The sequence below is a fragment of the Nocardia sp. NPDC049149 genome, assembly GCF_043197455.1.
In the GTDB taxonomy this organism is placed as follows: Bacteria; Actinomycetota; Actinomycetes; order Mycobacteriales; family Mycobacteriaceae; genus Nocardia.
In genome coordinates this window covers 549,516-562,129 of record NZ_JBICTD010000001.1, presented here as the reverse complement: position 1 = coordinate 562,129, position 12,614 = coordinate 549,516, and the positions used below count along the sequence as shown (strand labels likewise).

Genomic DNA, 12,614 nt, shown 5'->3' with positions numbered 1-12,614 from the left:
CGCTACCGGATCCCGGTGCCCGCGGTGTCGAACACCGCCCGCGCGCACGCCTCGGGGTCGTCGTAGAACGGGGTATGGCCGCTACCGTGCAACGTGACGTGCCTGGCATTCGGCAATTCCGTTCGGGCGCGGCGACTTTGCGTGAGGTAGGTCAGCAGGATGTCGCGACTACCCCAGGCGATGGTGACGGGGATGTCGGCCAGATTGCCCTCGTCGTGCAGCTTGGCGTCCGCGAACGACGCGAGGGCGGACTCGAAGCCGGGTGCGTCGACCGCGCCGTTCGCGGTGGCGACCGCGACCTGTGCGTTCACCGCCCACGCTTTGCCGAAAACCAGACTGAGGAATGCGGTGCGGCCCGCCGCGGTGCCGAGGATCGTCGGCAGCGCTGGCTGCAATCGGCGCGCGAGCATGCGTGACTTGCCGAGCGACTGCTGGCACCAGATCCGACCGCTGGTGTCCCAGAACGCGATCGGCGAGAACGCGGTGACCGACCTGGCGAGCCCGCGCGCACCGAGGTTCAGCGTGATGAGCCCACCCATCGAATTGCCTGCCAGGTGTGGCCGTTCGAGCCCTTGCGCCGCAAGGAACTCCGCGAGCGCGTCGGTGAGGGTGTCGACGGTGGTTTCCGCCAGTGGCGCCGAATCGCCGAAGCCGGGCAGATCGACCGCGATCACCTCGAAGGACTCGGCGAGCGCGCCGATGACCGGCTCCCACACCTGCCATCGACTGCCGATCCCATGCACCAGCACCAGCGGTTCGCCGTTGCCGATTCGGTGATGGTTCAACGTCACTGTCCCGCCTCTCCGCGTATTCAGGCCAGACTCAGGTGCGTCAACAGTGGCGTTGGCGACCGGCGGGATGCCTGTAGGAAAGTTGGCCCGTACCCGGCGAGTTACCCATGTGCTCGATAAATCAGCCGTCCCGTCACAGGCGATTGTGGCAGACGGCCCGCATCATCGGTACGGTAATTGGTATGGCAACGCGTAAGGTCACCCTTTCGCTGGACGAGGCCGCCTGGTCCTATGCCGAGCAGGCCGCGGCCCGCGCGGGTATGTCGCCGTCGGCGTGGATATCGAAGGCCGCTCGTCGCGAAGCCGTGCGCATGGGCTGCAACCCCGCGACGGATGTGACGGCAGAAGCCGCCGCCGACGCGGCCGAGCTGGCCGCAGCCGAGGAGGCGATGCGTGCGGCGGGGTGAACTGTGGATCTACAACCCGCATGGTTCGCCGCGTCGTCGCACTGTCGTGCTCATCAGCAGTGACGGCATCAACGAGTCGCCGAGGCCGTGGCTGATCGCCGCCGAGGTGGTCGAGGACGATCCCCAGGACATTCTCGCGGTGCCGATAGACAGCTACGGCTGGGTGCACGCAGGCAACATCGGGCGGATCTTCCGCGGCTGGCTCGCCGAACGCGTCGACGAGATGGAAATCGACACCATGGAGCGTCTCGACACCGCACTGCGCGCCGCGATGGACCTGTAAACGCCTCGGTATCGCAACCCGTTGGCCACGAAGTCCGCAGGTCGATCGCCTACCATCAGGGCCGACGTACGGAATGGTGTCCAGTCGACGGAAGAGGATGCAGGTGCGGATCTCCCTGATCGCCGCGGTGCTCATCGCGCTGCCGGTGCTCGCGGCATGCGGCGACGACACACCGGCGGCGGCGCCGACGGTGACGCAGGCGGACCTGGCCAAGTCGTTGCAGGACAAGGGTTTCAAGGGCAAGGAGCGCGCCGAGTGCGCGGCGAAACAGTTCTTCGACCAAGGCATTTCGCAGGATGCGCTGCGACTGATGGTCAGCAACGAGTACGACACCAAGGCCGCCGACGAGCAGACCCTCGGCATGAGCAAGGACGACGCGGAGAAGGCGCGCACCGCCAGCACCCGCATCGCCGCCGAATGCATGAGCTTGCCCGGCTGATTCTGGCGTAACCGTCGCGCAATGGCGAGCGCCGCAGCGGGTGTTCGCCGTATTCTGACGGGGCGTCGACGTGCGGATCGGCGGGGAGGAGCCGGTTGCCATGGCGCCGCAATATCCGGAACCAGCCCACTACGCCGGCTCGCCGTATTCAACAGGTCAGCCAGCGCCACAACGGATCACACCCTCCGGCTGGTGGTTCGTCTTCGGCGCGCTACTCATCGTTGGCGGCCTAGTCGGCGGCGTTGTGCTCGGGGTACTCGGATTCGTCGGCATGGCCGGGAAGGTCGATGATCTCCAGCGCGTGCCGGTACCGGGCACCGGCACCGTGCAGCTGACGGAAACCGGCGGGTACACGGTGAATTTCGAGTATCCCGGCGCCTCGGCACACGGATTCCCCGGCAGGATCACCACGAGCATCACCGATCCGAGCGGCGCGGCCGTTCAGCTCCAGGAGTACAGCGCCAACGTGACCTACACGTTCGGCAAACACGAAGGCCGAGCGGCCTTCTCGTTCACCGTGAACACACCGGGCACCTACCGCGTCACCACCACCGGCGGACCCGCCACCGCCGCCATCGGCCGCGGCTTCGGCACCTCGCTGGCCGGCTCGCTGGTGGGGGCATGCGCGCTCGGCTTCGGCGGGCTGGTCCTCGGCGTGATCGCACTGATCGTTGTCGGGGTCAAGCGCGGTCGAAGCAAGCGCCGGGCGGCCGCACCCGCAGGCTGGACCGGCGGCTATCCGCCGGGACCTCAGCAGTCCGGCCCGCAGCAGTACGGTCCATCGCAGTCGGGTCCGCAGCAGTACGGTCCATCGCAGTCCGGTCCGCAGCAGTACGGCCCGCCACAGTACGGGCCACCCCAATCGGGCCCGCGCGAGTACTGACCGGCACCCACCTTCGCACCTCGCGGTCGAATCCTTCGGCATCCGTAGCGAGACTCCCGTCAACCACTATTTCGATCGCACTGCGCGCAACCCGTGAGCTGATTCGCGGGGTGCGCGATCGTGGGGCGATGACATCCCTCGAGGCCAAAGCCGCCACAGATTCCGACCTGGATGCGGTCTTCGGACCGATCTTCGAGCGCATCGCGCAGGGGGCGGTGGAGCGGGAGATCGATCGACGGCTGCCGTTCGAGGAGGTGGGGTGGCTGCGCGAGGCGAAGTTCGGTGCCCTGCGAGTGCCGGTGGAGTTCGGCGGGTACGGGGTCAGCGTGCGGCAGTTGTTCCGGCTGCTGATCGGGTTGGCGGCGGCCGAATCGAATCTGCCGCAGGCCTTGCGGGTGCATTTCTCGTTCGTCGAGGATCAGCTGCTTGCCGAGCCGGGCCCGAGCCGCGAGCAGTGGTTGCGCGCGGTGGCCGACGGCACGCTGGTCGGCAATGCGATCACCGAGCCGGGGGTCGGCGCGGTCGACCGCTATCGAACCCGGTTGACCAGGGACGGGGATCGCTGGCTGCTCAACGGGGTGAAGTACTACAGCACCGGATCGCTGTACGCGGACCACATCCTGGCCGCGGCGGATCGCGACGGTGAGCGGGTCGGCGTGCTGGTGGACGCGAAGGCCGACGGCGTGCGCCAGCACGACGACTGGGACGGGTTCGGGCAGCGCCTGACCGCCAGTGGCACTACGGAATTCACCGATGTGGTGGTGGCCGACGAGCGCATCCTCGGCCCCGGCTACGGCGCGCCAGGCCCGACCTATGGCACGTCCTATCTGCAGCTTGTCCAGCTCGCGGTGCTCGCGGGCATCGCGCGGCGAGCCGAGCAGGACGCCAGGGAATGGGTGGCGGGCCGCACCCGCAGCTACTCGCATTCGGCCGCGGCGCTGCCGCGCCAGGATCCGTTGGTGCAGCAGGTGATCGGTCGCCTGTCGGCCGCGGCGTTCGCCGCCGAGGCGAGCGTGCTCGCGGTCGCCGACGTGCTCGACGAGGTGCTCGCCGGTGCGGCAAAGGACGAAAAGTTGCTGGTGGCAGCCGAACTCGCGGCCGCACAGGCACAGCTCGCGGTGATCGATCTGGTGTTGCCTGCCACCTCGCTGCTTTTCGAGGTCGGCGGCGCGTCGGTCGTCTCGGAGCGGCAGCGGTTGGACCGGCACTGGCGCAACGCCCGCACCATCTCGGTGCACAACCCGGCCATCCAAAAGGCAAGGGCAATCGGCGATCACCTGCTCAACGGCGCCGACCTGCCGTTCGCCTGGAGCGCAGGCGAACACAAACCCACGGACGGAGCCGCCGAATGACCCGCCGCATTCGCTTCAACGCCTTCGACATGAACTGCGTCGCCCACCAGTCGCCGGGACTGTGGCGGCATCCGGACGACCAGTCGCATCGGTACAAGGAGCTGAGCTACTGGACCGATCTGGCAAAACTGTTGGAGCAGGGGCATTTCGACGGCATCTTCATCGCCGATGTGCTCGGCACCTACGACGTCTACGGTGGCACCGATATCGCCGCGCTGCGCCAGGGCGCGCAGATCCCGGTGGCCGATCCGCTGCTGCTCGTTTCGGCCATGGCGGCGGTGACCGAGCATCTCGGCTTCGGCATCACCACCGGCACCGGTTTCGAGCACCCCTTCCCGTTCGCGCGCCGCCTGTCCACGCTCGACCACCTGACCAACGGTCGGATCGGCTGGAACGTGGTGACCGGCTACTTGCCCTCGGCGGCACGGAATTTCGGCGCTGACGACCAACTCGACCACGACGAGCGTTACAACCAGGCCGACGAGTACCTCGAAGTGCTCTACAAGCTATGGGAAGGATCGTGGGAGGACGACGCGGTGGTCCGTGACGCTGCGCAAGGCATCTACGTGGATCCCGCGAAGGTGCACCACATCGGCCACCGCGGCAAGCATTTCACGGTGCCGGGCATCCACCTGTCCGAGCCGTCACCGCAGCGCACGCCGGTGATCTACCAGGCGGGCGCTTCGACGCGTGGCGTGCGGTTCGCGGCCGAGAACGCCGAGGCCATCTTCATTGCGGGGCCGTCGAAACGCATACTCGCTCAGACGGTTTCCCGGGTCCGAGACGCGCTGGTGGCGGCGGGCCGGGATCGGTATTCGGCCAGGATCTATGCGTTGGCGACCATCATCACCGACGCCACCGACGACGCGGCGCGCCGTAAACACGAGGAGTATCTGTCCTACGCCAGCGTCGAGGGCGGCCTGGTCTTCATGTCCGGCTGGATGGGCATCGACCTGTCGACCTATGACCTGGACGATCCGATCGGGCAGGTGGAGAGCAACGCCATCCAGTCCGCTGTCGCCGCATTCCAAGAGTTCGACGATGACGGACGCGAGTGGACGGTGCGCGACATCGGGCAGTGGGCCGGCATCGGCGGCATGGGTCCGGTGTTCGTCGGTTCCGGGGAAACCGTCGCGGGCCTGCTGCAGGAATGGGTCGAGGAGACCGATCTCGACGGTTTCAACCTGGCTTACGCCATCACGCCGGGTTCCTTCGAAGATGTTGTCCACCACGTTGTTCCGGTCCTGGCCGAACGCGGGGCCTACGCCACCGAATACGTGCCGGGCACGCTGCGCAACGCGCTGTTCGAGGCGGGCGATCGACTGCCGGAGGAGCACCGTGGTGCTCGATATCGCGTCGGTGCAGCGGGATCGACGGTGCTGCCTGACGACGTCTCGCGCCCGGGCGCGGTCGTCCAGACACCGCACACGTAAGACAATGGGTTGCGGCGAACACCGGGAGAGGTGTTCGCCGCACCGATCAGAGTGCTGCCAGGAACGCCCGCGCGACGGCTTCCAGACCGTGCTGGTCGATGGCATCGAACCGGTCCGGCTTCGGACTGTCGAGATCGAAGACACCGACGAGTTCGCCGTTGTGCACCAACGGAACAACCACTTCCGAGCCAGTGTCGCCGTCGCACGCGATATGGCCGGGAAATGCGTGCACATCGGGAACCACTTGGGTTTCCCTGGTCTGTGCCGCGGTCCCGCAGACGCCCTTTCCGAGGGCGATACGGACGCACGCCGGTTTGCCCTGGAATGGGCCGACCACGAGTTCGTGTCCGTCATAAAAATAGAACCCGACCCAATTCAGGTCGGGCAGCGCGTGGAATACCAGCGAGGCGAGGTTGGCGGCGTTGGCGACCCGATCGGGCTCGCCTGCCACCAGCGCTTCGGCCTGCGCAGTGAGCTGCTGGTACTGCTCGGTCCGGTCTCCGGTCAGATCGGCAACGGTGAACGACATGCGCCGAATGGTACGCCAGAGGAAACGCCGGTTCTTCCATTGATTCTCGCTGATCGCAACACTCACGAGGGCCGCGGCACAGTTGCAGGATCCCAGCATGACAACGCAGAATTCCGTTCCCCGTTCCACCCGTTCGGCCGCGGTAATCGGCGCAGGCCAAACCGGCGTCACTGCGGCTCTAGGTCTGCTCGACGCAGGATTCGAGGTGACCATCTACAGCGACCGCGATCAACGCAGCCTGCGCGATGACGTGCCTGCCACCGGCACCGCGCTCGAATTCGGCGTGACCCAGCAGTCCGAATCGGCGCTCGGCCTGGACACTTACACCGGCAGGGCGCCGAGACACACCGGGCTCAGCGTCCGCATCGCCGGACCCGACCGTGCCGAATTGATCCAATTCGACGGCCATTTCGACGGATACGTCGGCGTCGCCGTCGACACCCGCCTGAAGGCCGACGAGCGACTGACCGCCTTCCAGGAGCGTGGCGGGCGTTTCGTGGTGGAGCCGGTGACCCCGGAAATTCTCGACACCATCGCGGCGGGCAACGATCTCACCCTGGTCGCCACGGGCAAGGGCGGACTCTCCGACCTGTTCGCGATCGACACCGCGCGCACCCCCTACGACGCACCACAGCGCTCACTGCTCACCGTCACCGTGACCGGAATCGGTTACGACAAGGATGTTTTCGCGCACCGCAGCTCGGCGGGCGGCGCGCACAGCGGCTTCTCCATCCTGGCCGAGCAGGGCGAGGCATGGTGGGGTCCCTACCTGCACAAGGACGCCGGGCCGAGCTGGGCGTTCCTCGGCTGGGCCCGTCCAGGCAGCGAGTGGGAAACCCGTTTCGCCGCAGCCGAGTCCGCCGAGTCCGCGCACAAGATCGTGCAGGACCTGTACCGCGACTTCATCGATTGGGACCTGCCGGAGGTGCTCGCCACCCAGGTGATCGCCGACGACCCGCACTCCTGGCTGAAAGGCGCGGTGCGGCCGGTGGTTCGGTCCGCCGTCGGCCACACCACCAGCGGGCACGTGGTCGCCTCGCTCGGCGACACCTCCATCGCCTACGACCCGATCGCGGGCCAGGGCGCACAGAGCGGGCTGATCCAGGCGCAGCGGCTGGTCGCGGCCGCCGCCGTGCACGAGGGTCCGTTCGACGACAGCTGGTTCAACGCGCGGTACGCGGAGTTCCTCGCCGTGCGCGGTGATGCCGCGAACAAGGTGACCAGGCTGTTCCTCGGTGATCCGGAACTGGCCGAGATCGGCGGGCAGCTGTTCGCGGCCGCGAGCGTCGATCCGAAGTTCGCTGCCGCCCTGGTCGGTCTGCTGCACCACCCGCAGCCGTTCCTCGAGGTCGATTCGCTCGAAGCGGCCAATGCATTCATTACTCGCATTACCGGCGAGAACGCGGCGACCTTGCTCGGACGCTTCGCGCCGGCAGGCAAGTTCGCCAGGTCCACCTTCGCCGACAACCTCGCCACCGCCTGAATCCCCGACCACTCCAGCACGGCGATCCGATCGCACAGATTCAAACCCTCGTGCCGGTCGGAGCGCGGTGCTGGAGTGGGAGGAGATCGACTGCCACCCCCTCGGCTACCCCGAAAGCCACCGGCTACCCCCGAAAGCATGGAGCAGCTATGACCACGGAGCAGATTGCCGACCAGATCCGATTCGCCTACTGGGTGCCCAATGTCAGCGGGGGGCTGGTCACCAGCGATATCGAACAGCGCACGGGCTGGGACTTCGAGTACAACAAGAAGCTGGCGCAGACCGCGGAGCGCAACGGCTTCGACTACGCCCTCTCGCAGGTGCGCTACACCGCCTCCTACGGAGCCGAATTCCAGCACGAGTCCACCTCGTTCAGCCTCGCGCTGCTCGGCGCGACCGAGCGGCTGAAGGTGATCGCGGCCATCCACCCCGGTCTGTGGCACCCTGCGGTGCTCGCGAAATTCGGCGCGACCGCCGATCACCTGTCCAACGGCCGGTTCGCCATCAACGTCGTCTCCGGCTGGTTTGCCGGTGAGTTCACCGCGCTCGGCGAGCCGTGGCTCGAGCACGACGAAAGGTACCGGCGCAGTGCCGAATTCCTCGAGGTGATCCGCAAGATCTGGACCGAGGACAACGTGAACTACGGCGGCGACTTCTACCGGATCCGCGACTTCACGCTGAAGCCGAAGCCGCTCAACACCGCCGAACGCCCGAATCCCGAACTGTTCCAGGGCGGTAACTCGACCGCGGCCCGCCGCAACGGTGGCCGCTACGCCGACTGGTACTTCTCCAACGGCAAGGACTTCGACGGTGTCACCGAGCAACTCGACGATCTACGTGCGGTCGCACGTCAGCACGAGCGCGAGGTGAAGTTCGGCCTGAACGGCTTCATCATCGCCCGCGACACCGAGAAGGAAGCGCGGGACACGCTGCGCGAGATCGTCGAGAAGGCGAACAAGCCTGCGGTGGAGGGATTCCGGGACGCCGTGCAGCAGGCAGGCGCGTCCACCAAGGACCGCAAGGGCATGTGGGCGGATTCCACCTTCGAAGATCTCGTGCAGTACAACGACGGCTTCCGCACCCAGCTGATCGGTACGCCGGAACAGGTGGCCGAGCGCATCGTCGCCTACAAAGAGCTCGGGGTCGACCTGATCCTCGGCGGCTTCCTGCACTTTCAGGAGGAGATCGAGTACTTCGGCGCGAAAGTGCTTCCGCTGGTTCGGGAGTTGGAGGCCGCGCGACGGCCGGTCGCGGCGGCGAGCTGATGACACTGTCGGAGGCCGCGGCGCGTCCCGCCGCGGCCGACCGGATCACCTCGGCCGCGCACGCGTTTTCGGTCGCGGCACACCTCGCGGCCGACTTCGCGTTGGAGGCCGCCGCGCGGGACAGTGGTCGGGTACTGCCGCGCCAGGAGATCGAACGGCTCGCGGCGAGTGGGCTGCTCGCGATCACGGTGCCCGCCGAGTACGGTGGCGCCGACCTGTCGCCGAGCGCAGTGGCGGAGGTGGTGCGCATTCTCGCGACCGCCGATCCGAACATCGCGCAGATTCCGCACAGCCACTTCGTCTACGTGAACCTGGTGCGGCTGGCCGGTTCGGCGGCACAGCGGGAGCGGTACTTCGCCGGCGTGCTCGACGGTGGACAGATCGCCAACGCGCAGTCCGAGCGCGGCGGTGCGACCGTCGCCGAGATCGCCACCACGGTGCGGCCGGTGGGCGACCGGTTTCGCATCGATGGGCGCAAGTTCTATTGCACGGGTTCGTTGTTCGCGAATCTGCTCGCGGTGCTCACCGTGCTCGACGACCCCGAGCAGCGCAGCGGACTGGCGGCAGGGGAGTACATCGCCTACCTCCCCGCGACCGCGCCCGGTGTGCGGATCATCGACGACTGGAACGGCATCGGTCAGCGCACTACCGGCAGCGGCACCGTCTCCTTCGACGAGGTGCTTGTCGAGCGTGACCAGTTGATCCCGCGCGCTGCTGCGGTGCGCGCGCCCACCGCCTACGGTGCGTTCGCGCAGCTGCTGCATGTCGCGATCGATGCGGGCATCGCGCGCGGGGCGCTCACGGCCGCAACGGAGTTCGTGCGCACGGCGAGCAGGCCGTGGTTCGAAGCCGGCGTCACCAAGGCGATCGACGATCCGTTGCTGATCCAGCGATTCGGTGAGCTCGCGGTCGCGGTCACGGCCGCCGAAGCGACGCTCGGCGCGGCAGGCGCCGCCGTCGACGCGGCCACCGACACTGGGGCGCAGCATCATCGGACCGAGGAGCTGACCGCCGAGGCGTCACTCGCGGTCGCCGCGGCCAAGGTGCTCGCCGATCAGGCGGCGAACGAGGTGTCCAGCGCGCTGTTCGAAGTGAGTGGCACCCGCAGTGCCGCAGCAGATCTCAACCTGCACCATTTCTGGCGCAATGCCCGCACCCATACGTTGCACGACCCGATTCGGTGGAAGTACCAGCACATCGGCCGTGCGCAGTTGCACGGCACCGCGCCGCCGTTGCACGGCGTGATCTGACCGGCCCCGCCGGTCGAACCGCAGGTTAGTGAAAAGGATCGAAAACAGTGACAGTGACCGTGGTAGTCGGTAATCCGAAGCCCGCTTCTCGCACTTTGACGGCGGCCACGCTGGTCGCGCGGGGTCTGCGCCCCGACGTGGAGCCGACGGTGATCGACCTGGTCGAGTTCGGCGCTGGCCTGCTCGGCTGGGGTGACCCAGCGGTGACGGCGGCGGTGCGCACCGTATCCGCTTCGGAGCTGGTCGTTTTCGCCAGTCCGACCTTCAAGGCCACCTACACCGGGCTGTTGAAACTCTTCCTGGAACAGTTCGACGGAGGCACCGGATTGGCCGACGTCCTCGCCGTCCCGGTGATGCTCGGCGCGGGCCCGGTGCACGCATTGGCACCGGATCTGTTGCTCAAACCGGTGCTCGTCGAGCTGGGCGCCACCGCAGCGCTGCCCGGTCTTTACCTGTCGGACAGGTCATTTCAGGAAGACGGTGTGATCGACCGCTACACTGGACGCTGGCGTCCCGTGGCCGGGGCACTCGCGAGCAGCGTACAGGCGGGGAATCATGCATGAGCTCTTCGAATTTCCGGCCGATGGCAGCGGCCTGCGCCGTGCCTTCGCCAACTTTCCGAGCGGCGTCGTCGCGGTATGCGCCGAAATCGACGGCACCCAGCACGGTCTCGCCGTGAGCACCTTCGTGCCCGTCTCGCTCGACCCGCCACTGGTGTCGTTCTGTGTGCAGAACTCGTCCTCGACCTGGCCCAAGCTCCGCGGCGCGAGCCACCTCGGGCTCAGCCTGCTCGGCACCGATCAGCAAGATGCCGCCCGCACGCTCGGCGCCCGCAACGGTGACCGGTTCCGCGGCACCGAAGTGCACCGCGGCACCGGCGACGCGCTGTTCATCGACGGTGCGTCCGCCTGGATCGAAGGCGTGCCGGAGGTGCATGTGCCCGCGGGCGATCACGCGGTGGTCATTCTGCGCATCCACCGCATCGCCACGCGCACCGATGTCGATCCGCTGGTGTTCCACGGCAGCAGATTTCGTCGACTCCATGCCGACGTGCGCGAGCGCAGGGATCTCGCCGGGTAGCAATGCTGTTGCGGCCCAACGACATCGGGTTCGGCATTGACCGGCGATCGCCCGACCTGGGGCGCCATCGGCCCTGGTCGGGGCATGTGGGACACTGGAGGAAAGCTATTCGGAAGGGTCGGTCATGACGTTGGGCATGGTTCTCGGTGACGTTTCCTCGCGCACTTCGACGCGGGCGCTGTAACACCCACCCTTCACACCTCCTCGTCGCGGTGCACTCCGTGTCCCCGCATGCCCGACCACGAGGAGTACCTCATGTCCACGATGAGCTGGACCGAAGCCGATACCGTCCGATCCGCGCCATGGCATTCGGAGAGCGCGACACCCGTGCCGACCCGAATCATGGTGGCCGACGACCGGATGACCGCTGAAAACGCCTACCGCCTGGCCTGTGAAGGCACCGCGCTGCTGTGGCGCGGCGACTATCACAACGGCCGTCAGCTGCTGCAGGCGATGAGCCGTCGCGTCGACCGGAAAGCCACGGGGCCCGGCGACACCGCGGCCGAAACCTTCCGGCTGCAGCGCCGGGCCCGCAACCATCGGGCCCGAGTGCTCGGCAAGCTGCTCGTGCAGCTCGAGGACGACCACCGGCTCGCGCTGCGCCGCGCACCGGACGTGCGCAAGGCGTGCGACGACGTCTACGGGCCAGGGCGCGAGCCCATGCTCATCGCGCTCACCGAACTGCTCGGTGTGCTCGGCGCGGCACAGTGGCGAGCAAAAGGCGTTGCGATACCGGCGCTCGACGCGACCATTCACCCGCATTACGGCGTGTTCTCGCCGGTTCGGGGCGAATACATCGATCTCGTCGCCCGCGCTCCGCTGCCGATGCCCGGTGGCACCGCCTTCGACCTCGGCACCGGCACCGGCGTGCTGGCTGCCGTGCTTGCCCGCCGCGGTGTCGAGCGCATCGTGGCCACCGACGACAGCCCGCGCGCGCTGGCTTGTGCCCGCGACAACATCGACCGGCTCGAGCTCGGTCGAACCGTCGAGATCGTCGGCCCCGCCCTCTATCCCGAGGGCCGCGCCGACCTCGTCGTCTGCAATCCGCCGTGGTTGCCCGCGCGGCCGACCTCCGCGCTCGAGCACGGCGTCTACGACCTGGACAGTGCCATGCTGCACGGTTTCCTCGGCGGTCTGGCCGCCCACCTGAACTCGGGCGGCGAGGGGTGGTTGATCCTGTCCGACCTGGCCGAACATCTGGGGCTGCGTACCCGCGACCACCTACTAACCATGATCACCGCCGCAGGCCTGCGCATCATCGACAAAACCGACACCACCCCGCACCACCCGCGCACCAAGGACACCGCCGACCCACTGCATGCCGCCCGCGCCGCCGAAACCACCTCGCTCTGGCGGCTCACCCCGACAAGGCGAGCCGGTTCTTGAACACCGGAAAGCCCGACCCGGCATGCGGATCGG

14 protein-coding genes are annotated in these 12,614 nt (G+C 67.6%); 12 read left to right on the top strand and 2 right to left on the bottom strand.

Annotation, left to right across the window (positions count from 1 at the left end):
• Positions 1 to 2 precede the first annotated feature (2 nt).
• Positions 3 to 791 carry an alpha/beta fold hydrolase gene (locus ACGFNJ_RS02730; protein ID WP_393442635.1) on the bottom strand — a complete coding sequence of 263 codons (789 nt, stop codon included), beginning with the start codon at positions 789 to 791 and terminating at the stop codon, positions 3 to 5.
• Between the two features lie 182 nt (positions 792 to 973).
• On the opposite strand from ACGFNJ_RS02730, the gene ACGFNJ_RS02725 reads away from it, so the two are divergent.
• The 6 genes from ACGFNJ_RS02725 (at position 974) to ACGFNJ_RS02700 (ending at position 5,588) form a co-directional block, all read left to right on the top strand.
• Positions 974 to 1,198, top strand: coding sequence for a hypothetical protein (locus ACGFNJ_RS02725; protein WP_069163046.1), 225 nt, complete (start codon positions 974 to 976; stop codon positions 1,196 to 1,198).
• Positions 1,185 to 1,481 carry a hypothetical protein gene (locus tag ACGFNJ_RS02720; protein ID WP_393442633.1) on the top strand — a complete coding sequence of 99 codons (297 nt, stop codon included), beginning with the start codon at positions 1,185 to 1,187 and terminating at the stop codon, positions 1,479 to 1,481. The genes ACGFNJ_RS02725 and ACGFNJ_RS02720 overlap by 14 nt, the downstream gene beginning before the upstream one ends.
• Positions 1,482 to 1,584: 103 nt before the next feature.
• On the top strand, positions 1,585 to 1,920 hold the full coding sequence (locus ACGFNJ_RS02715; protein WP_393442631.1) for a hypothetical protein: 336 nt from the start codon (positions 1,585 to 1,587) through the stop codon (positions 1,918 to 1,920).
• 100 nt (positions 1,921 to 2,020) lie between these two features.
• Positions 2,021 to 2,803: a hypothetical protein gene (locus ACGFNJ_RS02710; protein ID WP_393442629.1), complete on the top strand. Its 783-nt coding sequence runs from the start codon at positions 2,021 to 2,023 to the stop codon at positions 2,801 to 2,803.
• A gap of 128 nt (positions 2,804 to 2,931) precedes the next feature.
• Positions 2,932 to 4,155 (top strand): acyl-CoA dehydrogenase family protein, encoded by a 1,224-nt coding sequence (locus ACGFNJ_RS02705; protein ID WP_393442627.1) that lies wholly within the window; start codon positions 2,932 to 2,934, stop codon positions 4,153 to 4,155.
• The gene (locus ACGFNJ_RS02700; protein ID WP_393442625.1) at positions 4,152 to 5,588 is read left to right on the top strand and encodes an LLM class flavin-dependent oxidoreductase; all 1,437 of its coding nucleotides are present in this window, start codon (positions 4,152 to 4,154) and stop codon (positions 5,586 to 5,588) included. Before ACGFNJ_RS02705 ends, ACGFNJ_RS02700 begins: the two co-directional genes overlap by 4 nt.
• A gap of 46 nt (positions 5,589 to 5,634) precedes the next feature.
• Here the strand turns inward: ACGFNJ_RS02700 and ACGFNJ_RS02695 are convergent, their stop codons facing one another.
• Complete coding sequence (locus tag ACGFNJ_RS02695) at positions 5,635 to 6,117, bottom strand: GAF domain-containing protein (RefSeq protein ID WP_393442623.1); 483 nt, start codon at positions 6,115 to 6,117, stop codon at positions 5,635 to 5,637.
• 97 nt (positions 6,118 to 6,214) lie between these two features.
• Here ACGFNJ_RS02695 and ACGFNJ_RS02690 point away from each other — a divergent pair, with 97 nt between their 5' ends.
• The 6 genes from ACGFNJ_RS02690 to ACGFNJ_RS02665 all read left to right on the top strand — a co-directional run bounded on the left by ACGFNJ_RS02690 (position 6,215) and on the right by ACGFNJ_RS02665 (position 12,581).
• Complete coding sequence (locus ACGFNJ_RS02690) at positions 6,215 to 7,600, top strand: styrene monooxygenase/indole monooxygenase family protein (RefSeq protein WP_393442621.1); 1,386 nt, start codon at positions 6,215 to 6,217, stop codon at positions 7,598 to 7,600.
• Positions 7,601 to 7,749: 149 nt separating this feature from the next.
• Complete coding sequence (gene sfnG, locus ACGFNJ_RS02685; RefSeq protein ID WP_393442619.1) at positions 7,750 to 8,865, top strand: dimethylsulfone monooxygenase SfnG; 1,116 nt, start codon at positions 7,750 to 7,752, stop codon at positions 8,863 to 8,865.
• Entirely contained in the window at positions 8,865 to 10,115 is a 1,251-nt protein-coding gene (locus ACGFNJ_RS02680; protein WP_393442617.1) for an SfnB family sulfur acquisition oxidoreductase, read from the top strand. Before sfnG ends, ACGFNJ_RS02680 begins: the two co-directional genes overlap by 1 nt.
• Positions 10,116 to 10,162: 47 nt before the next feature.
• Positions 10,163 to 10,678, top strand: a complete 516-nt coding sequence (locus ACGFNJ_RS02675; protein WP_393442615.1) for an NADPH-dependent FMN reductase — start codon at positions 10,163 to 10,165, stop codon at positions 10,676 to 10,678.
• Positions 10,671 to 11,195: a flavin reductase family protein gene (locus ACGFNJ_RS02670; RefSeq protein ID WP_393442613.1), complete on the top strand. Its 525-nt coding sequence runs from the start codon at positions 10,671 to 10,673 to the stop codon at positions 11,193 to 11,195. Before ACGFNJ_RS02675 ends, ACGFNJ_RS02670 begins: the two co-directional genes overlap by 8 nt.
• 255 nt (positions 11,196 to 11,450) lie before the next feature.
• Complete coding sequence (locus ACGFNJ_RS02665) at positions 11,451 to 12,581, top strand: methyltransferase (protein ID WP_393442611.1); 1,131 nt, start codon at positions 11,451 to 11,453, stop codon at positions 12,579 to 12,581.
• Positions 12,582 to 12,614: the final 33 nt, after the last annotated feature.